The sequence below is a fragment of the Myxococcus qinghaiensis genome (assembly GCF_024198215.1).
Classification (GTDB): Bacteria; Myxococcota; Myxococcia; order Myxococcales; family Myxococcaceae; genus Myxococcus; species Myxococcus qinghaiensis.
Window position 1 is genome coordinate 158065 of record NZ_JAKCFA010000019.1, and the last position, 23871, is coordinate 181935.

General features: G+C 70.4%; 19 protein-coding genes. 13 read left to right on the forward strand and 6 right to left on the reverse strand.

The genetic code is table 11. The features are described from left to right. Positions 1-184: 184 nt before the first annotated feature. The 5 genes from treY to hemH all read left to right on the forward strand — a co-directional run bounded on the left by treY (position 185) and on the right by hemH (position 8042). A complete protein-coding gene (gene treY / locus LZ199_RS31540) occupies positions 185-3286 on the forward strand; it encodes a malto-oligosyltrehalose synthase (RefSeq protein ID WP_253997464.1) in 3102 nt (1033 codons plus the stop codon). Further along, a complete protein-coding gene (gene glgX, locus LZ199_RS31545; protein WP_253997465.1) occupies positions 3283-5421 on the forward strand; it encodes a glycogen debranching protein GlgX in 2139 nt (712 codons plus the stop codon). The genes treY and glgX overlap by 4 nt, the downstream gene beginning before the upstream one ends. Positions 5422-5532: 111 nt before the next feature. Then, positions 5533-6483, forward strand: a complete 951-nt coding sequence (locus LZ199_RS31550; protein WP_253997466.1) for a TerC family protein — start codon at positions 5533-5535, stop codon at positions 6481-6483. Between the two features lie 66 nt (positions 6484-6549). After that, entirely contained in the window at positions 6550-6936 is a 387-nt protein-coding gene (gene apaG / locus LZ199_RS31555; protein WP_253997467.1) for a Co2+/Mg2+ efflux protein ApaG, read from the forward strand. After that, a complete protein-coding gene (gene hemH / locus LZ199_RS31560) occupies positions 6936-8042 on the forward strand; it encodes a ferrochelatase (RefSeq protein ID WP_253997468.1) in 1107 nt (368 codons plus the stop codon). Before apaG ends, hemH begins: the two co-directional genes overlap by 1 nt. On the opposite strand, the gene LZ199_RS31565 is transcribed toward hemH, so the two are convergent. The 3 genes from LZ199_RS31565 to LZ199_RS31575 all read right to left on the reverse strand — a co-directional run bounded on the left by LZ199_RS31565 (position 7978) and on the right by LZ199_RS31575 (position 10944). After that, positions 7978-9000 carry a hypothetical protein gene (locus tag LZ199_RS31565; RefSeq protein WP_253997531.1) on the reverse strand — a complete coding sequence of 341 codons (1023 nt, stop codon included), beginning with the start codon at positions 8998-9000 and terminating at the stop codon, positions 7978-7980. The genes hemH and LZ199_RS31565 overlap by 65 nt on opposite strands. 233 nt (positions 9001-9233) lie before the next feature. Beyond that, the gene (locus LZ199_RS31570; RefSeq protein WP_253997469.1) at positions 9234-9815 is read right to left on the reverse strand and encodes a hypothetical protein; all 582 of its coding nucleotides are present in this window, start codon (positions 9813-9815) and stop codon (positions 9234-9236) included. Positions 9816-9972: 157 nt separating this feature from the next. Next, positions 9973-10944, reverse strand: a complete 972-nt coding sequence (locus LZ199_RS31575) for an L-threonylcarbamoyladenylate synthase (RefSeq protein ID WP_253997470.1) — start codon at positions 10942-10944, stop codon at positions 9973-9975. Between the two features lie 30 nt (positions 10945-10974). Between LZ199_RS31575 and LZ199_RS31580 the strand changes: the two genes are divergently transcribed. Genes LZ199_RS31580 through LZ199_RS31600 form a run of 5 tightly spaced genes read left to right on the forward strand, consistent with a single transcriptional unit; the run spans position 10975 to position 17062 of the window. Next, positions 10975-12393 (forward strand): TIGR01777 family oxidoreductase, encoded by a 1419-nt coding sequence (locus LZ199_RS31580; protein WP_253997471.1) that lies wholly within the window; start codon positions 10975-10977, stop codon positions 12391-12393. A 52-nt stretch (positions 12394-12445) separates the two neighbouring features. Continuing rightward, positions 12446-13375, forward strand: a complete 930-nt coding sequence (locus LZ199_RS31585; RefSeq protein WP_253997472.1) for an ABC transporter ATP-binding protein — start codon at positions 12446-12448, stop codon at positions 13373-13375. Continuing rightward, positions 13372-14094, forward strand: coding sequence for an ABC transporter permease (locus LZ199_RS31590; RefSeq protein ID WP_253997473.1), 723 nt, complete (start codon positions 13372-13374; stop codon positions 14092-14094). The genes LZ199_RS31585 and LZ199_RS31590 overlap by 4 nt, the downstream gene beginning before the upstream one ends. Then, a complete protein-coding gene (locus LZ199_RS31595; protein WP_253997474.1) occupies positions 14091-15962 on the forward strand; it encodes a Gldg family protein in 1872 nt (623 codons plus the stop codon). The genes LZ199_RS31590 and LZ199_RS31595 overlap by 4 nt, the downstream gene beginning before the upstream one ends. Further along, positions 15959-17062 carry a hypothetical protein gene (locus tag LZ199_RS31600; RefSeq protein WP_253997475.1) on the forward strand — a complete coding sequence of 368 codons (1104 nt, stop codon included), beginning with the start codon at positions 15959-15961 and terminating at the stop codon, positions 17060-17062. The genes LZ199_RS31595 and LZ199_RS31600 overlap by 4 nt, the downstream gene beginning before the upstream one ends. Here LZ199_RS31600 and LZ199_RS31605 read toward each other — a convergent pair. The 3 genes from LZ199_RS31605 to LZ199_RS31615 are packed head-to-tail and all read right to left on the reverse strand — an operon-like array spanning position 17045 to position 20565. Continuing rightward, positions 17045-18034: a GvpL/GvpF family gas vesicle protein gene (locus LZ199_RS31605; protein WP_253997476.1), complete on the reverse strand. Its 990-nt coding sequence runs from the start codon at positions 18032-18034 to the stop codon at positions 17045-17047. The two genes, LZ199_RS31600 and LZ199_RS31605, sit on opposite strands and share 18 nt — an antisense overlap. A 9-nt stretch (positions 18035-18043) precedes the next feature. After that, on the reverse strand, positions 18044-18454 hold the full coding sequence (locus LZ199_RS31610) for a response regulator (RefSeq protein WP_163868129.1): 411 nt from the start codon (positions 18452-18454) through the stop codon (positions 18044-18046). Next, a complete protein-coding gene (locus LZ199_RS31615) occupies positions 18451-20565 on the reverse strand; it encodes a PAS domain-containing sensor histidine kinase (protein WP_253997477.1) in 2115 nt (704 codons plus the stop codon). Before LZ199_RS31615 ends, LZ199_RS31610 begins: the two co-directional genes overlap by 4 nt. A gap of 456 nt (positions 20566-21021) precedes the next feature. Here LZ199_RS31615 and LZ199_RS31620 point away from each other — a divergent pair, with 456 nt between their 5' ends. The 3 genes from LZ199_RS31620 (at position 21022) to LZ199_RS31630 (ending at position 23827) form a co-directional block, all read left to right on the forward strand. Beyond that, the gene (locus tag LZ199_RS31620; protein WP_253997478.1) at positions 21022-22533 is read left to right on the forward strand and encodes an FAD-dependent oxidoreductase; all 1512 of its coding nucleotides are present in this window, start codon (positions 21022-21024) and stop codon (positions 22531-22533) included. Positions 22534-22593: 60 nt separating this feature from the next. Beyond that, the gene (locus LZ199_RS31625; RefSeq protein ID WP_253997479.1) at positions 22594-23082 is read left to right on the forward strand and encodes a hemerythrin domain-containing protein; all 489 of its coding nucleotides are present in this window, start codon (positions 22594-22596) and stop codon (positions 23080-23082) included. Positions 23083-23155: 73 nt separating this feature from the next. Then, a complete protein-coding gene (locus tag LZ199_RS31630; RefSeq protein ID WP_253997480.1) occupies positions 23156-23827 on the forward strand; it encodes a DNA-3-methyladenine glycosylase family protein in 672 nt (223 codons plus the stop codon). Positions 23828-23871 lie beyond the last annotated feature (44 nt).

The window sequence follows — 23871 nt, forward strand, 5'->3', positions numbered from 1 at the left end:
TCGCCGGGGCCACCCGGCAGTTGCATCCCGAGGGCTCTCCGGAAGTACCGGCGAGCCCTCTGCTTTTTGGCGCGCACGCGGGTGAAGCATGCACGTCAATCCGGCCCCTTGGAGCGTTGGATAGAGGGCGGAAGTCGCACCCCGCGCTGGCGTCGGACGCCCTGGCGCCCTACCTCTCGTCCCCATGCTGCTCGACGGACTGGAAGAAGAGGGAACCGCTCCCACGGGGGCGTCGGGTGCCACCCTGAGCGCGGAGGCGCTGGCCGAAGGGCTGTACTCCCGCGTGAAGCAGGAGCTGGGGCCGCGTCCCCGCACGCCGCTGTCCACCTACCGGGTGCAGATGCACCGCGGGTTCACCTTCCAGCAAGCGCGCGAGGTGGTGCCCTTCCTGGCCCGCCTGGGCGTGAGCGACTTCTATGCCTCGCCCTATCTGAAGGCGACGCCGGGCAGCACCCACGGCTACGACTGCGTGGACCACACGCAGCTCAATCCGGAGGTGGGCTCGCCCGAGGACCACGCGGCGCTGTGCGCGACACTGCGCGAGCACGGCCTGGGACAGGTGCTGGACGTGGTGCCCAACCACATGGGCATCGAGCGCGACAACCGCCTGTGGTTCGACGTGCTGGAGAACGGCCCTTCATCCGTCTACGCCAAGTACTTCGACATCGACTGGTCGCCGGTGAAGGACGAGCTGCGCGACAAGGTGCTGCTGCCGATTCTGGGGGACCAGTACGGCGTCGTCCTGGAGCGCGGGGAGCTGAAGCTGTCCTTCCGCGAGGGCGCCTTCTTCCTCCACTACTACGACCACCTGCTGCCGGTGGCGCCCCGTCAGTACGGCCGAATCTTGCGCCACGGCCTGGAGCGGCTGGAGGCCCGGCTGGGCACCGAGGCCGCGCCCATGGTGGAGCTGCTCTCCATCCTCACCGCGATTGAGCACCTGCCGCTGCGCACGGAAATCGAGCGCCCCCGCGTCATCGAGCGGCACCGCGAGAAGGAGGTCATCAAGCGCCGCCTGGCCGCGGTGGCGGCGGCCAGCGAGGAGGTCCTCGCGTACATCCAGGACAACGTCCGCGTCTTCAACGGGGAGCCGGGCAACCCGCGCTCGTTCGACCTGCTGGACGCGGTGCTGTCCTCCTGCAGCTTCCGGCTGGCGCACTGGCGGGTGGCGGGCGAGGAGATCAACTACCGGCGCTTCTTCGACATCAACGGGCTGGCGGCCATCCGCGTGGAGGACCCGGAGGTCTTCCAGGAGGCGCACGCGCTCATCTTCCGCTGGCTGCGCGAGGGCTGCGTCACCGGGCTGAGAATCGACCATCCGGACGGCCTGTTCGACCCCACCGCGTACTTCCTCGACCTGCAGGAGCGCTACTTCGTGGAGCGCGCGCACGCGCTGTTCCTCCAGGAGCAGGCGGGGGACGACACGCGCTGGCCGGGAGTGGAGGCCGCGCTGCGCGAGCGCTGGCGCGCGGAGGTGACGGAGAACCCGGCGAGCCCGCTGCGCAAGGCGCTGTACGTGGTGGTGGAGAAGATTCAAGGCGGCCGCGAGCGGATTCCCGAGGCGTGGGCGGTGCACGGCACCACCGGCTATCGGTTCGCCAACGCGGTGAGCGGCCTCTTCGTGCACCCTGCGGCGGAGACGCACCTGACGGAGACGTACGAGCGGCTCACCGGGGAGAAGGGCGACTTCGCGGAGCTCGTGTACCAGAAGAAGCTCCTCATCATGCGCGTGTCCATGGCCAGCGAAATCAACGTGCTGGCCCATGAGCTCAACCGCATCTCCGAGATGAGCCGCCGCACGCGCGACTTCACGCTCAACTCGCTGCGGCGCGCGCTGGTGGAGTTCGTCGCGCTGTTCCCCGTCTACCGCACGTATGTGGACGGCTGGCGTCCGGGGCTGGACGCGCGCGACGTGCAGTACGTGGAGTGGACGATTCAGCGCGCCAAGGAGCGCAACGCCACCACCAACGCCTCCATCTTCGACTTCCTGCGCGACATCCTCCTGGGCCGCTACCCGGAGCAGTCCGACGAGCGCGAGCGCGCGGTGATGCTCCGCTTCGCGATGAAGCTCCAGCAGGTGACGGGCCCCGTCATGGCCAAGGGCCTGGAGGACACCGTCTTCTACATCTACAACCGGCTGGTCAGCCTCAACGAGGTGGGCGGGGAGCCGGAGCGTTTCGGGGTGCGCGCCAACACCTTCCACCTGCGCAACCAGGAGCGCGCGGAGCACTGGCCGGCCAGCCAGCTCACCTCCAGCACGCACGACACCAAGCGCAGCGAGGACGTGCGCGCGCGCATCAACGTGCTGACGGAGCTGCCCGAGGACTGGCGCAAGCTGGCGCGGCGGTGGATGCGGCTCACCGAGAAGTTCGTGACGCCGCTGCCCTCCGGCCCCGCGCCCAGCCCCAACGACGTCTACCTCTTCCTCCAGACGGTGGTGGGCGCCTGGCCCATGGGCGAGTCCCAGTCCCCGGAGGCAATGGCGGACTTCCACCGCCGGGTGCGCGAGTACATGGCCAAGGCCATCAAGGAGGCCAAGGTCCGCACCTCGTGGACCAACCCGGACAGCGCCTATGACGACGCGGTGGCCGGCTTCGTGGACTCCTGCTTCGACCCCGACAAGGGCGCCACGTTCCTGGAGGAGGTGCGCGACTTCAAGCGGCGCATCGAGCGCGCCGGGCAGTGCAACGCCCTGGGCCAGCTGCTCTTGAAGCTCGCCTCGCCCGGCGTGGTGGACACCTACCAGGGCTGCGAGCTGTGGGACTTGTCGCTGGTGGACCCGGACAACCGCCGGCCGGTGGACTTCGTCCTGCGCGCGCGGATGCTGGACGCGCTGGACGCGCAGGCGAAGGAGGACCGGGCGGGACTGTGCGCGCGACTGGTGGAGCACCTGGACGACGGCCAGGCGAAGCTCTTCCTGCTGTCGCGGGTGCTGCGGTTGCGGCAGCGTCACTCGGAGCTGTTCCGGAGCGGTGGCTACAAGGCGCTGGATTTGTCCGGGCCCCGGGCCCAGGCGGCGGTGGCCTTCGTGCGCGAGCAGGAGGACTCCGTCATCCTGGTGTGCGCGCCGCGCTACGTCCTGTCCGCGCTGGAGTCCCCCGAGGGGCTGGCCGGTGCGTATGAGAACACGTTCCTCGACCTTCCGGAGGCATATGCGGGCATGATGTTCCGCGATGTCTTCACCGGGCGACAGGTGCGGCCCGAGCGTGGGTCGGGTGGCGTGGTGCTGCCTCTCGCGCCGCTCCTGTCGGGGTTCCCGGTGGTGCTGCTGGAGAGGAGCACTGGATGAGGAGGGCCGAGGTGCTTCCAGGGAAGCCGTTTCCCCTGGGCGCCACGTATGACGGGCATGGGGTCAACTTCGCGGTCTTCAGCGAGCATGCGAAGAAGGTGGAGGTCTGTCTCTACGACGCGGACGAGCCGTCGAAGGAGACGCGCCGCTTCCCGCTGCTGGAGCACACGCACCAGGTGTGGCACGGCTATGTGCCGGACCTGACGCCGGGGACGCTCTACGGCCTGAGGGTCCATGGGCCCTTCGAGCCCAAGAAGGGCCTGCGCTTCAACCCGCACAAGCTGCTGGTGGACCCGTACGCCCGCGCCATCCACGGCGTCGTGGACTACAGCGCCCCCATCTACGGCCACGTGTCCGGCGGCAAGGACGAGGACCTGGTCCAGGACAAGCGGGACGACGCCGCGGCCGTGCCCAAGGCCGTGGTGCTCCAGGACACGTTCGACTGGGAAGGCGACGCGCTGCCCCGCGTGCCCTGGCACCAGACGGTCATCTACGAGCTGCACGTCAAGGGCTTCACCCAGCTGCACCCGCGCGTGCCGGAGGAGGTCCGGGGCACCTACGCGGGGCTGGGCCACCCGGCCGTGATTGAGCACCTGAAGAAGGTGGGCGTCACCGCGGTGGAGCTCCTGCCCATCCACCACATCGTTGACGAGCCCTTCCTCGCGGAGAGGAAGCTCACGAACTACTGGGGCTACAGCACCCTGGGCTACTTCGCGCCGGACTCGCGCTACAGCGCCGCGGGCTCCCGGGGCGGTCAGGTGGACGAGTTCAAGGGCATGGTGAAGGCGCTCCACCGCGCCGGCATCGAGGTCATCCTCGACGTCGTCTACAACCACACCTGCGAGGGCAACCACCTGGGCCCCACGCTGTCCTTCAAGGGCGTGGACAACGAGGCCTACTACCGCCTCACGGAGAAGGACCCGCGCTACTACCTGGATGTCACCGGGACGGGCAACTCGTGGAACGCCACGCACCCGTACGCGCTGAAGCTCGTCGCCGACAGCTTGCGCTATTGGGTGGAGGAGATGCACGTGGACGGCTTCCGCTTCGACCTGGCCACCACGCTGGGACGCGACAGGCACGGCTACGACACGCGCGCGGCCTTCTTCCAGATTCTCCACCAGGACCCGGTGCTCAGTCAGGTGAAGCTCATCTCCGAGCCCTGGGACGTGGGCGACTTCGGCTACCAGGTGGGCAACTTCCCGGTGCTGTGGAGCGAGTGGAACGGCAAGTACCGCGACACCATCCGCCGCTATTGGAAGGGCGATGACCGGCAGGCCGCCGAGATTGGCTACCGGCTCACCGGCAGCTCGGACCTGTACGCGCTGTCAGGCCGCAAGCCCGCCGCGAGCATCAACTTCGTCACCGCGCACGACGGCTTCACGCTGCACGACCTCGTCACCTACAACGACAAGCACAACGAGGCCAACGGCGAGGAGAACCGCGACGGCGCCAACGACAACCACTCCTGGAACTGCGGGGTGGAGGGCGAGACGGCGGACGCGAAAATCAACGCCCTGCGCGAGCAGCAGAAGCGCAACTTCCTGGCCACGCTCTTCCTGTCCCAGGGCGTGCCCATGCTGGTGGCCGGCGACGAGATGGGCCGCACCCAGAAGGGCAACAACAACGCCTACTGCCAGGACAACGCCCTGTCGTGGGTGGACTGGGAGCTGAACGACACGCAGCGCGCCCTCCTGGAGTTCACCAGCCGCCTCACCCGCCTGCGCCGCGAGCAGCCGGTGCTGCGCAAGCGCCGCTTCTTCCGCGGCGCGCACATGTGGGACAGCGAGCTGAAGGACCTGGCGTGGTTCCGGCCCGACGGGAAGGAGATGAAGAAGGACGACTGGGAGAAGCCCTACGTCCGCTCGCTCGCCTTCCTTCTGGGCGGTGATGCCATCGCCGCGCCGGATGACGAGGGCAACCGGATTGTCGGTGACACGGTGCTCGTCCTGATGAACGCCCACCACGAGCCCATCTCCTTCCTGCTGCCGGCCCTGGAGTGGGGCGCGGACTGGGCGCAGGTGGTGGACACCGCCACTTCAGGGGAGTCCCTGCACACACACACGCCCGCGGGCGGCAAGGTGCAGGTGGCGGGGCGCTCGTTGATGGTGCTGCGGCGACCCGCGACGGAATAGCGGGGTGGCCGGGCCCCTGAAGGCCGGGGGCCCCGGGGTTATACGGAAGAGTCGACGCCCGGGCGCGCCGCCGCTAGGGTGCGCCGGCTGTTTCTGAAACAGGATTCACACGTGAATACGCAAGTCGCGCTTTGGGTGGGCTTCAACCTCTTCGTCCTGGCGATGCTCGCCGTGGACCTTGGTCTGTTCCACCGCAAGGACCACGCGGTGACGCCCAAGGAAGCGGGCATCTGGACGGTGGTGTGGATCACCATCAGCCTCGCGTTCTGCGGAGGCATCTGGCACTTCTCCGGCAGCACCCCGGCGCTCCAGTGGCTGACGGCGTATGTCGTGGAGTACTCGCTCTCCGTCGACAACCTGTTCGTCTTCCTGATGGTGTTCAGCTACTTCCGGGTGGCGGCCGAGCACCAGCACCGGGTGCTGTTCTGGGGCATCCTGGGCGCGTTCATCATGCGCGCGGTGCTCATCATCGCCGGCGCGGCCCTGGTGCAGCGCTTCCACTGGCTCATCTACCTGTTCGGCGCGTTCCTCGTCTTCACCGCGGTGAAGATGCTCGTCTCCAAGGACGAGGAGATGGACCCGGAGCAGAAGGGCATCGTCAAGTTCGCGCGCCGGGTGCTCCCGGTGGCCCGCCTGGGCGAGGGCAGCCGCTTCTTCGTCACCGAGGATGGCCGCCGCAAGGTGACGCCGCTGTTCATCGTCCTGCTGGTGGTGGAGGCCACGGACCTGCTCTTCGCCCTGGACTCCATCCCCGCGGTGCTGGGCATCAGCCAGGACGCCTTCATCATCTACACGTCCAACGTGTGCGCGATTCTGGGCCTGCGCTCGCTGTTCTTCGTGGTGGCCAGCCTGATGGACAAGTTCCACTTCCTGAAGCTGGGGCTGAGCGGAATCCTGGGCTTCGTGGGCGTGAAGATGCTGATTACGTACTTCGGCATCCACCTCCCCATCGTCCTGTCGCTGGGTGTGATTGGCGGCATCCTGCTGGCCGCCATCGTCGCGTCGCTCATCTGGCCCAAGAGCCCGGAGCCCGGCCATGACCGGGAGAGCGCGAAAACCTGAACCCAGACGGGTGGCCCTCCGGGGTTTTGCTTGCAACCCGGGGGGCTTGCCTTCAAATGTGGAGGCATGTCTTCCAGCGCCACCACTGACGGCATCCGCATCACCGTGAAGCCGGCCTACTGGCCGGAGCGAAGCTCGCCCGAGTCGGGGCAGTACGCCTTCATGTACACGGTGGAAATCGTCAACGAGAGCGACGCGCCCGCACAGCTCAAGGCGCGGCACTGGCTCATCACCGACGCCTCCGGGAAGGTGGAGGAGGTGAAGGGGGAGGGCGTGGTGGGCCGCCAGCCCCGCGTGGCCCCGGGCGAGCGCTTCGAGTACACGAGCTGGGCGATGCTGCGCACCCCGTTCGGCACCATGCGGGGCAGCTACGAGATGGAGCGGCCGGACGGCTCGCACTTCGAGGCGCGCATCGCGGAGTTCGCGCTCACCCTTCCCAACGCGCTGCACTGATGACGACTCCGGAACCGAAGCGGGGGCTGCTCCTCATCAACCTGGGCACGCCGGACGCGCCCGAGTCGGGGCCGGTGCGGCGCTACCTGCGTGAGTTCCTGAGTGACCCTCGCGTGGTGGACATCCACCCGGTGGGGCGCTGGCTCTTGCTCAACCTCTTCATCCTCCCCACGCGGCCCGCGAAGAGCGCGGAGGCGTACCGCAAGGTGTGGATGAAGGAGGGCTCGCCCCTCCTGGTGTACAGCCGGGAGCTGGAGGCGGCGGTGCGCGAGAAGCTCTCGGGTGAGTACGACGTGGCGCTGGCCATGCGCTACGGCCGCCCGTCCATCCCCGACACCGTGGCCCAGATGCGCGCGCGCGGCGTGAATGACTTCACCGTGCTGCCGCTGTATCCGCAGGAGGCCACGTCCTCGTCGGCCTCGTCGCTGGCCCGGGTGTACGAGGTGATGACGGAGGGCTGGGACGTGCCCAACGTGCGCGCGGTGCCGGCGTTCCATGGGCACCCGTCCTTCCTGGATGCATTCACGGCGGTGGCCCGGCCGGTGATTGCCGGCGCGCGCGCGGACCATGTCCTGTTCAGCTTCCACGGCGTGCCGGAGCGGCACGTGCGCAAGACAGACACGTCAGGCCAGCACTGCTTCGCTTCAGCGGGCTGCTGCGACGCGCTCACGGACGCCAACCGCCACTGCTACCGGGCCCAGTGCTTCGCCACGGCGCGCGGGCTGGCCGAGCGGCTGGGTCTGCCCGCGAGCGGGTGGAGCGTGTCCTTCCAGTCGCGGCTGGGGCGCACCCCGTGGGTGAAGCCCTACACGGACCTGGTGCTGCCGGAGCTGGCGAAGCAGGGCGTGAAGCGGCTGGCGGTGATGTGCCCGTCGTTCGTCGCCGACTGCCTGGAGACGCTGGAGGAAGTGGGGCTGCGCGCCCGCGAGCAGTTCGTCGAGGCGGGGGGCGAGTCGTTGACGCTCGTCCCCTCGCTGAACGCCCACCCGGACTGGGTGGACGCGGTGGTGCGGCTGGTGCGCGAGTCCGACGGCGCGCCGCCTACTGCTGGGGCTTCGCCGTCGGCTGGGGCGCGGCCGGCGGGGGCGCCGACTCCAGCGCGGTGAGCTTCAGCTTCACCGTGCCGGGGGGCACCTGGAGCGCGGTGGCGGGGAAGATGCCTCGTGTGGAGGAGGTGATGCTGCCCTCCCACGAGCGCCACTTGCCGGCCTTCACCAGGAACTCGCCACGGCCGACGATGCGCACCTCGGCGCTCGCGTCCGACGCGGCGGAGGCCGGGGCGTCCTCGTCTTCCGGGTCGCTGGCGCGCGCGGGCACGGCGGGCGGCGGGCGACGCGGGGCCGCCTTGCCGGAGAGCTGGTCGAGCAAGTCGTACTCCAGCGTGGCCACCTGCTCGCCGCCGTCGCCGGGGGTGAGCGCGGTGAGCTTCACGCGGTTGCGGCGCTCCGTCTTGCCGACGGTGAAGGCGGTGGCCCCCAGGGCGTCGTGCATGAGCAGCTCCGTGCCCAGCGCCCAGGTGTCGTTGGGGCCCACGGCCGCCAGGGGCAGCTCCAGCACCAGCGAGGCCGTGTTGCGGGTGATGCCCTGGAGGCCGTCGAGCACGAAGCCGCGCTCGCTCACGGTGCCGGTGTCCTCGGGGGCGCTGCTTCCCTCGGGGATGACGCGCAGCCGGAAGTCACCGGAGTCGCCGCGCTCCAGCACGAAGGTGAACGCGCTGGGGAACGCGGTGGTGGCGGCCGCGGCGCGCTCGGGCTTGGGCGCTTCCTTCTCCTTGCCCTTCTTGCCCTTGGCGGGCTTCGCCTCCGGCTCCTCGACTTCGGCGGGCGCGGCGCCCGTGCGGTCCAGCGTGAGGCGGTAGGTGAGGGGCGCGCCCGCGGGCGGCTTCCAGCGCAGCACCACCTTGGACGGGTCCGCGGCGGGCGCGGCGGCGGGTTGCGCGGCGCCCTCCTCCTTGGGCGCTTCCTTCATGCCCGGAGGCCGGGGAATGGGCTCGAGCTGCCCTCGGGGCTCTTCCTTGCAGGCAATCAAAGACAGGGCGACGACCATGCCGAACAGGCTTCGCATCACGCGGGGACGCTCCTCTGGAGGACATGCGGGATACCGGAGCCCAGGAGGCCTTTTCAAGTCCGTCACCCGGCCGTGTCCGTCGAATAAGGCGCGTGTTTCGTCGCGACGCTTGCTTGACGTGTCCGACGAAGTCGGGGTTGCGCTGTTCCCGCAAACCCCTTGCTGCTCCAACTCCCTTCGTGCGGGGTGTGGCTGGCTGCGTCATGCGTCGGCGTGGACGTGACTGAGCGTCACTGGGGTGCGTGCGCCACGTAGAGGTCGACCTGCTCCTTCACGCGCCCGGCGAAGTCGGGGTTGACGCGCTCCAGGATGCTCCACTCCAGCTCCAGGAGCCTGCGGAGGTTGGGGCGTGCGGAGCGCGTCTGCAGGGAGGGCTCTGTTCCCACCAGGACGGTGGGCGTGGCGTTGGGCGTGTCGTCCACGGAGCCGTAGCCCGTGTGGACCAGGCCAGGAAGGGCCTGGGTGCGGGCGAAGGTGGTGGCGGCCATCTCGTACGCGCGCACGGAGAAGCGGCCATCGGCGCGGACGCGGCCCTCGACGTACAGGCGAGACCAGCGGGTGCCGAGGTCGAAGCTGCCCGTCACCTTCCAGGGCGTCTGGAGGAAGTAGGGGTCGGTGCTGGGCAGCAGGTCATAGCCCCGGTCCGCGAGCACCTTCTCCGCGGCCTTCATGACCTCCATGGCGGGCAGGTCGTAGACGACGAGGCTGCTGGTTCGCTCCAGCAGGACCTTCTGGGGGCTGGCGCACCCCGCGAAGCACAGCGCCGCCACGACGCTCGTCATTGCCGCGAGCCACTGCTGTCGCACCATCATCGTCGCCTCGTCCGCTGGAGTGGGTCGCGCGAGACGGGAGTGCCGTGCGCGCGGTGCGGTGACGACAACGCGGGGTGGTTCAGCGCATATCGCGCGGGGCGGGCAGTCGTTGTCGCGTGGTGGTGAGCGGCGCGGATGCTCCGGCGGCCGTTGCAATTCAGGAGTGAGGGTCGCGAGGCGCGGCGGCGCGAGAGAGTCTGTCTCGCACCGCGATGCCCAGCCCGCTGGCGGCGGGAAGACAGGCGACGAGCACGTCATGTCCGCGCTCATCCGCTTCGCGCAGCCTCGCGTAGAGCACGCGCGCGGCTCCCGCCGGGTCTTCCGGCACGTCGAAGCGAGCCACGTCCGGTGGCAGCTCCAGGCTCTCCGGCCCCAGCACGCCCACGCGCAGGCCCTGGTCCCGGAGGGAGCGCACGCGCGCGGCGGCCTCGCGTGGCTCCGTCAGCACCACGCCCGCGCGCGGCGCGTAGTGCGAAGCGAGCGAGCCCGATACACGGACCTTGGAGGCGAGGCGCACGGGCACCGGATGTCCCAGCACTCGCTCGATGTCCTCGGAGGACAGGCCCCCGGGCCGGAGGATGGCGGGAGCGCCAGCGCTCAGGTCGACGATGGTGGACTCCACGCCCACGGTGCTCGGTCCTCCGTCCAGCACCAGGTCCACGTCGTCACCCAGGTCCGCGCGCACGTGCTCCGCCGTGGTGGGGCTCACGCGGCCGAAGCGGTTGGCGCTCGGCGCGGCCACGCCTCCGCCCAGGGCCTTCAGCACGGCGAGCGCCACCGGATGTCCTGGCACGCGCAGCGCCACCGTGTCCTGGCCGCCCGTCACGGCGTCCGTGGCCCTGGGCGTGCGAGGCAGCACGAGCGTGAGGGGTCCGGGCCAGAAGGCGTCGGCGAGGCGGTGCGCGGCGTCGGGGATATCCCGAGCCCAGGAGGACAGGTGCTCGGCGCCAGGCAGGTGGACGATGAGCGGGTGGGTGGCGGGACGGCCTTTGATGGCGAAGACACGGCGCACCGCCAGCTCGTCCTCGGCGTTGGCCGCGAGGCCGTACACCGTCTCTGTCGGCAGGGCGATGACACCGCCGTGCCGAAGCAATTCCACCGCGCGCTCGACGAGCTCCGGATTTAGCATGCGTGCCGCACTGTCGCGCTGGGAGGCAGCATGGGCAAGTCGCACGTCTTCGATGCGCGCAGTCGGATGCCGGTCACCGCCGCCGAGCTGTTCGCCTGGCATGCCCGGGACGGGGCGCTCGCACGGCTGACGCCTCCCTGGGAGCGGATGGAGCTGCTGGAGCGCTCCGGTGACGGCATCCACCCGGGCGCCCGGGTCGTCATGCGGATGCGCGTGGGCCCCATCCCCCGACGCTGGGTGGCCGAGCACACGGCCTACGTGCAGGACTCGCTCTTCCAGGACACGCAGGTGTCCGGCCCGTTCTCGAAGTGGGTCCACACCCACCGGATGTGGCCCGAGCCCGCGACGAGCTCCTCCGTCCTGGAGGACGAGGTGGAGTACGTCCTGCCGGTGGGCCCGCTGGGCAATCTCTTCGGTGGCGGCATCGCCCGGCGCACGCTGGAGCGGATGTTCGCCTATCGCCACCGGGTGACACGTGAAGACCTGCGCCGTCATGCCGCCTTCGCGGGGGCCGGGCCGCTCACCGTGGCAGTCACCGGTGCGTCGGGCTCGATTGGCTCGTCGCTCGTGCCGTTCCTCACCACCGGCGGCCACCGCGTGAAGCGCCTGGTGCGAGGCCGCGCCGAGGCCTCGCGCGACGAGGTGGCGTGGTCACCCGACAAGGGTGAGGTGGACACCGCCTCGTTGGAGGGCGTGGACGCGGTGGTGCATCTGGCGGGCGCCAACGTCGCGGGCAAGCGCTGGTCCCCCGAGTACAAGGACGCCATCCTCAAGAGCCGCACCGAGGGCACGCTCACGCTGTCGGAGGCGCTGGCGCGCATGAAGAAGAAGCCCCGCGTGCTGGTGTGCGCCGCGGGCAGTGGCATCTACGGCGACCGGGGCGACGAGCCGCTCACCGAGGAGAGCGCGCCGGGCACCGGGTTCCTCGCGGACGTGTGCCGCGCCTGGGAGGCGGCCACCGCACCCGCCGAGGCCGCCGGCATCCGCGTGGTGCACCTGCGCATCGGCCCGGTGCTGGATGCGCGAGAGGGCGCGCTGGCGAAGATGCTGCCCGCGTTCCTCGCGGGAGGCGGCGGGCCCATCGGCTCTGGACGCCAGTGGATGTCCTGGGTGTCGATGGAGGACATCCTCGGACTCTTCCACTTCAGCCTCTTCACCCAGGCGGCGCGCGGCCCCATCAACGCCGTGGCGCCGGGGGCGGTGCGGCAGGCGGACTTCGCGAAGACGCTCGGCCGGGTGGTGCGACGGCCCGCCTTCCTGCCGATGCCCGCCGTGGCCATCCGCACCCTCTTCGGGCAGATGGGGCAGGAGGCCCTGCTGGCGGGTGCCCGGGTGCTCCCCTCCGCCACGGAGCGACTCGGCTACTCCTTCCTCCTGCCGGACCTGGAGGAGGCGCTGCGCTTCACGCTCGGCCGCACCACAGCGGGGCCGGAGTTCCGCCACGCCTGAGTGGTTCGGCGCTTGACAAGGCCCCCTGGGGGGACTGATGGAATGGCCCCCTATGATTCAGGTCGAAGGGCTGACCAAGTACTACGGTGAGCACGCGGCCATCCGGGACCTGGCCTTCACCATCGGCCAGGGTGAAGTCATCGGCTTCCTGGGCCTCAATGGCGCGGGCAAGTCGACGACGTTGAAGGTCCTCGGGTGCGTGCTCTTGCCGACCGCTGGCCGCGTCGTCATCGACGGCCATGACGTGGTGAGCAATGCCCACGAGGTCCGGCAACGGATTGGCTACCTCCCGGACGTACCGCCGCTCTACGAGGAGATGACGGTGGGCGAGTACCTGACGTACGTCGCGCGGCTGCGCGGCGTGACGGCCCGGGACACCACCGCGCGCGTGGGTGAAGCGGAGGAGAAGACGGGCCTGCGCGAGGTGGACGGCGAGCTCATCTCCACGCTCAGCCACGGCTACCGCCAGCGCGTGGGCGTGGCGCAGGCGCTGGTGCACAAGCCGGCGCTGCTCATCCTGGACGAGCCCACCAGCGGCCTGGACCCCCGGCAGATTGTCGAGATGCGCGACGTCATCCGCGGGCTCAAGGGCACGCACACGGTGCTCGTCTCCAGCCACATCCTCCCGGAAATCTCGCAGACGTGTGACCGGCTCCTCATCATCCACAAGGGGACGCTGGTGGCGCAGGGGACGGAGGAGGAGCTGGGGCGGAAGATGGGCGGCGGCGGCTCCATCGAGGTGGAGGTGCGTGGAGACCGGGCGCGCGCGCTGGAGGTGCTCAAGCCGTTTGGCGCGGTGGACGTGGACCGGGCGGCGGACGGCGTGGTGTCGCTGACGCTGCGCGCTTCACCGGACGAGCGTCCTCGCGTGGCGCAGGCGGTGGTGGGCGCGGGGCTGGAGTTGCTGCGGTTGGACCAGGGCGCGGGACAGCTGGAGTCCATCTTCCTGCGGCTGACGCACGGTCAGGAGGTGCGCGCGTGAAGGCCCTGCTCATCGCCCGTCGCGAGCTGTCCGGCTACCTGCGCACGCTCAGCGGCTACGTCGTCATCGCGGTCATCCTCGCGTTGAACGGCCTGTTCTTCAACGCGTACGCCCTGGGCGGCGCGAGCAAGCGCTCCGCCGAGGTGCTGTCGCAGTTCTTCTATTACTCGAGCGGCTTCACCATCGTCGCCTCGGTGTTCATCTCCATGCGCCTGTTGGCCGAGGAGCGGCAGACGGGGACGCTGCCCCTGCTGTACTCGTCGCCGCTGAGAGACCGCGACATCGTGCTGGGCAAGTTCCTGGCGGGGCTCGCCTTCCTGTCGCTGTACGTGCTGTGCACGCTGTACATGCCGGTGCTGGTGCTGGTGAACGGCAAGGTGTCCTTCGGCCACGTGGCGGCGGGCTACCTGGGCCTGCTGCTGCTGGGCAGCGCGTCGCTCGCGGTCGGCACGTTCGGCTCGGCGCTGGCGCGCAACCAGCTGCTCGCGGCGATTACGTCCGCGGTGATGCTGGTGGCGCTCATCCTCTGCTGGCTGCTGGCGCGAATCACCGAGCAGCCGCTGGCGGATGTCTTCAGCGCGATGTCCCTTTGGAACCAGCACTTCCCGCCGTTCCAGTCGGGGCTCATCCACGTGCGCGACGTCGTCTACTACCTGGTCGTCACCTATGTGGCGCTGTTCGCCGCCACCCGGGTGCTCGAAGCGCGGAGGTGGCGATGAGCTCCCGTCCGGTGGGCAATGGGCTGGCGGCGACGCTGCTCTTCGTGGCGGGCCTGGTGTCCGTCTTCATCGGCGAGCGCATCCTCGGCCTGGGGACGGGCCGTGGTGTCCTCTCCGTATTGGGCGTGCTCGCGGCGGTGGCCGCGGTGGTCTGGCGCTTCGCGCGCTCCCGGGGCGCCGGCGCGGACCGACGCACGGTGGATGGCTGGGTCCTGGGCCTGTACGGCGTGGGCCTGCTCGCGCTGGCGCTCTACTTCCTCCAGTCCGACCTGGGCACGTCTCTCTTCGACGGCTCGCTGTCGCAGAAGTCGCCCAAGCTGGCGGTGATGCTGGCGGCGCTGTTCCCCGCGCTCCTGACGTGCTGCCTGGTCCCGCTGGCGCTGGTGGAGACGGCGGCGCAGGCGATGACGCGGGCGCCGGTGCTGGAGACGGGACGCGCTCGCAGCGCGCTGTTCTCCGGCCTGGGGCTGTCCTTCGTCCTCATCTTCGCCTTCGCGACCATGTACGTCGTCACGCAGGCGAACACGACGTGGGACCTGTCGTACTTCCGCACCGCGAAGCCGGGTGACTCCACGCGCAAGGTGGTGCGGGGGCTCAACGAGCCCTTGCAGGTGACGATGTTCTTCCCTCCCGCGAACGAGGTGGGGGAGGCGGTGCGCCAGTACTTCCAGGACCTGGCCGTGGAGAGCCCGGAGCTGCTCAACGTGGAGCGGCTGGACCAGGCGGTGGAGCCCGTCCGCGCGAGGGCGCTCGGCGTCCACAACAACGGTACCGTCGTCGTGGCCCGGGGTGAGCGCAAGGAGCCCTTCACGGTGGGCCTGGAGTTGGACCGCGCCCGGGGGCAGCTCCAGCGCCTGGACCAGGAGGTCCAACGGCGGCTCCTGACGGTGGCGAAGCCCCGTCGCGTCGTCTACTTCACGGCGGGCCATGGCGAGCGCGCGGAGACGCGGCCGGTGCCGGGCGAGCTGCCCAAGCCGCCCGTCGCCCAGTTCAAGGAGATGCTGCGCGCGCAGAACGTGGACGTCCGGTCGCTGGGGGTCGCGGAGGGCCTGGGCAGCGCGGTGCCTGGCGATGCGGGGGCGCTGGTGGTGCTGGGCGCCACGCGCGACTTCCTGCCCGAGGAAATCACCGCGGTGCGCGAGTACCTGGAGCGCGGCGGCAGGCTGTGGCTGGCGCTGGAGCCGGAGGGCCCGCGCTTCGAGAAGCTGCTGGAGCCGCTGGGCCTGAAGTACACGGGCACGCCGCTGGCGAATGACCAGGTGTACTTCCGCACCACGCGGCAACAGAGTGACAGGGGCAACCTGGGTACGGCGAGCTTCAGCTCGCATCCGTCCGTCACGTCGCTGACGGCGATGGGCGGCCAGTCGCCGGTGGCCTTCCTGGGCGCGGGCGCGCTGGACCAGGTGCAGCCCCTGCCCAACAACGTCATGCACGACATCTCCGTGCGCGCGCATGGCGCGACGTTCGCGGACGCCAATGGAAACTTCACGGCGGACCCGGGGGAGACGCGGCGCACGTGGCCGCTGGTGGTTGCGGTGGAGCAGCCCGCGGCGGCCGGCAAGGAGCCGACGCGCGCTGTCGTCATGGCGGACGCGGACGTGGTGAGCGACGTGGTGCTGTCCAACATGGGCAATGCCTACCTCGCGGTGGACACGCTGCGGTGGCTGACGGGCGAGGAGTCCGTGTCAGGCGCGGTGTCCTCGGAGGAGGACGTGCCCATCCAGCACACGCGGGAGCAGGACGTGGCGTGGTTCTACGCCACCGTGTTCGTGGCCCCGGCGCTGGTGCTGGCGCTGGGCTTCGTGACGACGCGGCGGCGAGGCCGTCGTGCTCCGCGCGCCTCGGTGGCGGCGGGAGGTGCGCAATGAAGACGCGGGACCTGGCGCTCCAGGGCGCCCTCGCGGTGGTGGCGCTGGTGGCCGCCTACCTGGTGTGGCAGCGGGCCCCCGCGGGCGCTCCCGGCGACGCGGTGGTGGAGCTGCCGGCGCGCGCGCTGGACAAGGTGCGCTACGAGGACGAGGCGCGCTACGTGGAGCTGTACCGCGACGCGCAGTCGCGGGACACGCTGTGGGTTCGCCTGGGCTACAAGCCCTCGAAGCCGCTTCCTCCCGCGGAGCCCATGGCGGGCACCGACGCGGGCTCCGGGCCGGGCGCGGATGGGGCAGCTCCTGGTGCCGTGGCCCAGGCGCAGGGAACTCCTGACGCGGGGGTGTCGCTCCTGGCCGCTCCGCCCGCGCCTCCGCCCCCTCGCGAGCTTCGGGCCAATGAAGTCGCGGAGAAGCTCTTCCCTCGCTTCGCCCCGCTGCGGGCCACGCGGGCGCTGGGGGTGCTGGAGACGAAGAAGCTGGAGGAGGTGGGGCTGACCACGTCGCAGCGCAAGCTGACGCTGACGCTGGGCGGAAAGGTGGAGACCTTCGCGCTCGCCTCGACGACAGGAGGCTGGGGCACGCCCTACCTGCGGCGCGAGTCGGACGGCCAGGTGTTCCTGCTGGGCCCCGCGCTGCTGCCCGACTTGGAGAACGCGAGCAGCCGGCTGGTGGACCGGCGGCTGCACACGTTCGACCTGGGCGAGTTCGACGCGGTGGTCATCTCCTCGGGCGGCGCGTCGCGCGCCTTCAGGGCCACGGGCAAGGCGCCCAACCCCGTCGCGCTGTCGCCAGAGGAGGCGCCGGACAAGCCGGACGAGTTCACCCGCAACTGGCATGACCGCGTGTGGCGGTTGATGCCGGTGGACCTGCTGGGCCGCGACGAGACGCCGGCGGGAGGCGAGCCCAAGGAGGCCTTCCGCGTGGAGTACCGGCGCGGGGGCAAGTCCGTGGGCGAGCTGACGGTGGCGCGGGGCACGGACGGCTTCTTCGCGCGCACCGAGCACACCCCGGGCTGGGTCCGGCTCCACGCGGGCGTGGACCCGCTGGCCGCGGAGGCCGCGCGCGTGACGACGCCGGTGTCTTCAGCCGGCGGGCCGTGACGCGGGCGGTGCCTGGCCGCCGCCGTCCAGCCCCAGTCGCACGTCGACGAAGCTGTACGGCGCCCAGGGCCCGGTGAAGCGGAAGGCGTAGAGGTCCGAGCGCGCGGCCAGCATCCGGACCCGCGCTTCGAACGCGGGCACCTCGTCCCGGGCGACGAGGAAGGACGCGTTGAGCAGCATCCGCTCGCCTATCGGCGCGTCCGTGCGAGTCGCGCTGGCCAGCGGCCGCAGCCCCTCCTGCATCGCGGCCATGTCCAGCGCGGCGCGCATCTCCACCGCGTGCCCCAGGCGTCGCTCGTGCTCGGCCTCCGCCTCGTTCTCACGACGGCGCAGGCTCGGGTCCTCCAGCTCCATGCGCCGGGCCAGGTGCTCGCGGTGGTAGAGCACCTTGAGGCCCAGCTCCACCTTGCCCTCCAGGGCCTTCAGCACTCCAGTGAGCACGTCCTGGGAGGCGCGCAGGAAGCCTCGCACCTCGGCCTCCGAGCCGAGCACCGTCCCGAAGGCCACGGGCAGGAGCGTGTGCTCCCGCAGCACCACCTCGGCGGCGCGCTGGTGGGCCAGCAGATTGGCCCGCGTGGGGTCCACCACGCGCGCGGGGACCGCCGACACCAGCGCGACGAGCCCGCCCTCGCGCACCGCGTGGACGCGGGCCGGCGGCATTCCCAGTCCAATCGCACCGAAGTCCAGCGGACCTTCCGCGCGCACCACGCCATGGAGGTAGTGCGGACCCGCCAGCTCCTCCGGGGGCCGGGTGATGCGCGGGTCCTTCGCCCGGGGCGCCTTGGCCTTCGGGACGTTCTTCACCGTGTTGCGCTTGGCGCGGCCTGACCGGGGCGGCGGAGCGGTGGGGCGGGCCTCGCTGGACGTGGCGGTGCGTCGGGAGGGCTTGCTCGTGGACGCGGCCTTTCGTGCCGGAGCGCCGCGCCGGCTGGACGTCTTCGACTTGCTGGAGGGGCGGGAGGTCCGTGGCATGGGCACGTCTCAGTGGGACACAGCGACTCCGCGCTGCGCGAGGATGTGCCGGACCTCCGCCACCAACTCGTCGGGGAGGCACGGCTTGGTGACGAAGGAGTCGCAGCCCGCGCCCTTCGCCTCGTCCGACTGGCCTGTCATCGCATGGCCGGTGAGCGCGACGACGGGGATGGCGCGCGTGCGGTCATCGTTCTTCAGCCGCCGCGTCGCCTCCCAGCCGTCGATGATGGGCAACGACAGGTCCATCAAGATGATGTCCGGCGTGAGCGCGAATGCCTGGTCCAGGGCTTCCTGGCCGTTCCTCGCCTGCGCCACGCGGAACCCGGAGAACTCCAGGTACTCCGCGTACATCTCCCGCGCGTCGTCGTAGTCGTCCACGACGAGCACGAGCGGCTTGAGGTTCGGGGAGGGATTCGTCATGTCCGCCTCGGGCGTCGTGGAAAGTGCAGCGTGAAGGTCGACCCCTGTCCCGGGGTGCTCTGGAGGGAGACGCGTCCCCCCAGCATGTCGGCCAGACGGCGGCAGATGGACAATCCCAACCCGGTGCCGCCATAGGCCCGGGTGGGCGAGCTGTCCACCTGCTGGAAGTCCTCGAAAATCTTCTGCTGGTACGCCGGGTCGATGCCAATCCCGGAGTCCTCCACGGAGATGGTGAGCATGGAGGTGGACGGAGCGTACTCCGCCAGCACCTTCACGCCGCCCTCGTGCGTGAACTTCAAGGCATTGGAGAGCAGGTTGAGGACAATCTGCTTCACCTTCTGTCGGTCGCTGTGCACCGGCGGCAGCTTCGCGCCCAGCTGCGCGCTCACCGTCAGCTTGCTGCGCGCGATGATGGGGTCCATCTCCGCCATGACCTCGTGGAGCAGCTCCGGGATTCCGAAGTCCGACAGGTGCAGCGGCATCCGTCCCGCTTCGATGCGGGTGATGTCCAGGATTTCGTTGATGACCTCCAACAGGTGCCGCCCGTTGGAGTCGATGCGCGCCAGGTTGCGCTTCTGCGGCGGCGTCAGCTCACCCGACACGCCCTGCAGCAGCATGTTGGTGTAGCCGAGGATGGCGTTGAGCGGCGTGCGGAACTCGTGGGACATGTTGGCCAGGAACTGCGACTTGGCCGCGCTCGCCTGCTCCAACTGGATGGCCTGCCGGCGCAGCTTCTCGTTCTGCTCCGCCAGCTCCGCGGTGGCCACCTGCACGCGCGCCTCCAGCAGCGTGGAGACCTCCTTGAGCCGCTCCAGGAGCCGCGCCTTCGCCAGCGCCTCGCCCCTGTCGCGGAAGAGGGTGACGATGCCCGTCAGCTCGCCGCTGTCACCCAGCACCTTGCTGGCCACCGCCTCCACCGGGAGCGTGTCGCCGCTGGCCGGGTCCATCAGGCTGAGCTGTCCGCGCCAGCGCAGGTTGCTGCCGCCATCCAGCAGGTTGGCGAGGAACGAGGCGAACGTGGCGTGGTTGGTGCGCACGCGTCGCTGGGCGGCGCGGCCTCCGTCCACGGGCAGGGTGAAGAGCTTCTCCGCGGGCTCGTTCAGCATCACCGTGCCGCCGGACGGGTCCGACAGGATGATGGGGTCCGCCACGGAGTCCAGCACCCGGTCCAACCGGTGGCGCTCGCTGCGCGCCTCGCGCTCGGTGGCGCGCAGGCGGCGGTAGCTCTCTCCCAGCGCCTGGGTCGCCCGGCCCAGGTCCGTCACGTTGCGCAGCACGCTCACCATGGCCTCGCGGCCGTCCGGCTCGTACACCCGCGTGCTGACCAGCTCGAAGAGCAGGTCCAGTCCCTCCACCGGGTCCACCAGCGGAATCTCCCGCCAGCTCAGTCCGGGGACGCCGCCGCTGGCGGTGCTGGCCACGGCGGCGGAGAACACGCGCTGGTTGAGGTGCACGGCGCGCCGACGGCCGTGGCTCGCGTCGGGATGCGCCACCAGCAGGGCCTCCGCGCGCGCGTTGGCCAGCCGGGGCCGGCCCTCCAGGTCCGTCAGCAGCACCGGGTCGGTCACCGCGTCGATGATGCGGCGGAACAGCGCGCTGCCGCTCGCACCCAGCGGGCCCGACGTGGCCTGCCGCGCGAGGAAGGGGCCCACGCTTCCGGCCACCCAGGCCACTTCGGGCGGCGGCGTGGGGCCGCTGGCCCAGACGAGGAGCAGGCCCACCGGCGGCGAGCCGGGCCGTCCCAGCGGCACCGCGAGCAGTCCTCCTGGCCCCGGCGACGGCAGGGGCGCGCGGGCGCTCGGGAAGAAGCGGGGCGCGGCCTGGGCCAGCACGTCCGCCAGCGGGTGGGACAGGTCGTCATCGGACCAGGCCTTGAGCGCGGCGTGCTGCGCGTCGGACAGCCCCTTCGCGGCGAGACAGCCCATCCTTCCCCCGGGCTCCTCGCGCGCCAGACAGGCCGAGGCGACGGCCTGGGCGTGACGGGGCAGCCACGCCACCACGGCCTCCGCGCACGCTCTCGCGGTGTCGCAGGCGAGCAGCTGCTCGGCCAGGGCGAGGCGGGCGTCGGCGGAGGTGACGGGGGCCGGGGCGACGGGAACGGGAGAGGCCAATGCGTCAGGCTCCAGGAGAGAGACGAGGTGTGTCGCCAGGAGGGGGAGTTTCGTCGGTCCGAACCTCCAGAAAGGTCACCACGACATGGGCGGCGTGCTCGGGAGCCACGGGAGGGAGCCGGTCCGCGTGGACGCCGTCGTCCCAGCGAAGGCCGCGGTCCAGGACCCGGTCCATGACATCGACGAGGCTGGTGCTCCCAGCCATTCTTTCCACGGGCATCCTTTGAAGCTCCCTGGTCTTTCGGCAGGGTTCGGGGGGCCGACCCGGCTCATTTCTAGCGCGAGGAGTCTTGCCACCCCAGGACCGCTTCCTCGTCCGCGCGACTTGCCAACACCCGACCCCCGGCTCTGTCCGCTCGTGCACATCCCGAGGGGCTCCAAGCCGGGCAGGCGGGCAGGCGCCGCTCCACACCGTAGCGGGTTATCGCACCTCCGGCGCATTCCTAGGTTGACGACATGGATGAAACGCGGACGCACCGGTCGCTCTGGACCTTGACGACGCCGCCGCGCGACTTCCCCGCGCTGGCGGGAGACCTGGAAGTGGACGTCGTGGTCATCGGCGGGGGCATCACCGGGCTGACCACCGCCTGGCTGCTGAAGCGCGCGGGCAAGCGGGTGGCGGTGCTGGAGATGAACCGCATCCTGTCGGGACAGACAGGGCAGACCACCGCGCACCTCACGGAGCTGCTCGACACGCCCTACACCACGCTGCGACGGGACTTCGGAGAGAAGGGGGCCCGGCTGGCGGCGTCCTCCAGTCGCGCCGCGCTGGAGCAGGTGGCCACGCTCGTCGAGGAGCTGGGCCTGGACTGCGACTTCCAGCGCGTCCCCATGTTCCGCTACGCGGAGACCTCGCGTCAGTGGGCGTCGCTGGAGCAGGAGTTCTCCGCCGCGCGTGACGCGGGCCTTCATGCCTCCCTCACCCAGCGGGTGCCGCTGCCCTTCCCGGTGAAGGGCGCGCTGCGGGTGGAGGACCAGGCGTTGTTCCATCCGCGCAAGTACCTGCTCGGGCTGGTGGACCGGCTCATTGGTGAGGGCTGCTTCGTCTTCGAGTCCACGCGGGTGAAGGAGGTCCACGATGGCGCGCCCTGTCGCGTCGTCACGGACCGGGGCACCGTCACCGCGGCGGCCGTGGTGGAGGCCACCCACTCTCCGCTCAACCGGGTGCTGCTGCAGACGAAGCTGTACGCGTACCGGAGCTACGCGGTGGCGGGGCCGCTCGACGGCCCGCTGGAGCCGGCGCAGTACTACGACTCCCAGGAGCCCTATCACTACATCCGTACGCAGCCCGTCGACGGCCGCATGTACGTCATCATCGGCGGCGAGGACCACAAGGTCGGCGCGGAGGAGGACACCGGGCAGCGCTACGCGGCGCTGGAGGACTACGCGCGCAAGCACTTCCCGGTGAAGGCGCTCACGCATCGCTGGTCCGGTCAGGTCATCGAGCCGGCGGACGGGCTGCCGTACATCGGCCGCAACGCCGCCAGCCGCCATGTGTACGTGGCCACGGGCTTCTCCGGGACGGGCATGACGTTCGGCACGCTGTCGGGGATGCTCATCAGCGACCTCATCCTCGGACGGCAGAACCCCTACGCCGCGCTGTACGACGCCACGCGCGTCAAGCCGCTGGCGGGCGCGAAGGACTTCATCCAGGAGAACGCGGAGACAGCCTTCCACTTCATCGCGGACCGGCTGGCGCGGCCCGACGGCAAGCACCTGTCCGAGGTGGCGCCCGGCGAGGCGAAGATTCTGGAAGTGGATGGGCAGAAGGTGGCCGTCTACCGCGAGGAGGACGGCACGTCCCACGCGGTGTCGCCGGTGTGCACGCACCTGGGCTGCCACGTGCATTGGAACGGCGCGGAGCGCTCGTGGGACTGCCCCTGCCACGGGGCGCGCTACAGCCCCACCGGCAAGGTGCTCAACGGTCCCGCGGTGAAGGACCTGCCCTCTTGCAAGCTGCCTCGCTGAACCCATCTTCAGCTTCACCTATCTGGATGCAGGAACCCCGTCGGACACGGAGATACGACCATGAACGCGTTGGAACTCCTGAAGCAGCAGCACGCCGAAGTGAAGAAGCTCTTCACCCAGTACGGCAAGCTCCCGGACCATGCCGATGCGAAGCGTCGGGAGCTGTTCGAGATGATCGCCGACCGGCTCGGCGCGCACACCACCATCGAGGAGCAGTACTTCTACCCGGCGGCGAAGGCCAACGACACCGAGGACCTGCTGGTCGAGGCCGCCGAGGAGCATCTGTCCGCCAAGCGCCTCATCGCGGACCTGATGGAGCTGGAGCCGGACGACGAGCACTTCGACGCGAAGATGAAGGTGCTCCAGGAGCAGATCGAACACCACGTGAAGGAGGAAGAGGAGGAGCTCTTCAAGAAGGTCCGCAAGCTCGTCTCCAAGGAGCAGCTCGAGGACCTGGGGCTCCAGATGGAGGAGGAGTTCGACGAGTTGATGGAAGGCGAGCCCCGGCTCCAGGTGCCCGCCGAGACGGACCAGGCCGCGCCGCTCTGAGCAGCCCCGCGTGCCCGCATGACAAGAAACGGGTTGCGCGGGGCGGTGGGAGCGGCAGCATACCGCCCCTCCCATGCCGCGTTCCGCTCCCTCCGCCCCGCGCCTGCCCGAAGCCTTCACTCCCGAGGTCCGCCGTGCCCTGGCGCGAGCGGACCCGAAGCTCGGCGCGCTGATGAAGCGCGTGGGCCCTTTTCGCCTCCAGCTGAGTCCCCTGCACAGCCCCTTCGCCGCGCTGGCGGAGTCCATCGTCTACCAGCAGCTCCATGGCAAGGCCGCCGCCGCCATCTTCGCGCGCGTCAGTGAGCGCGTGGGGAAGGGCCGGCGCTTCACGCCCCAGGCGCTGCTCTCCACGGCGGACACGGTGCTGCGCGAGGCGGGCCTGTCCGCCAACAAGCTGGCCGCGCTCCAGGACCTGGCGCGCAAGTCGCTGGACGGCACCGTGCCTCCCCTGTCCCGGGTGCGCCGCATGGACGACGCGACGCTCATCGACCACTTCACGCAGGTGCGGGGCATTGGCCAGTGGACGGTGGAGATGCTGCTCATCTCCCGGCTCGGTCGCCCGGACGTGTTGCCGGTGGACGACTTCGGCGTGCGCAAGGGCTTCATGCTCGCGTATGGGCTGCCGGAGATGCCGCGCCCCAAGGCGCTCCTGGAATATGGCGAGCGCTGGCGGCCCTGGCGCACCGTGGTGAGCTGGTACCTGTGGCGGGCGACGGAGCTTCCCGTGGAGCCCGTGGCCGACTGACCGGCGGTGCGCTCCTCTCAGGAGAGAGAGCGAGCAGGGGCCTG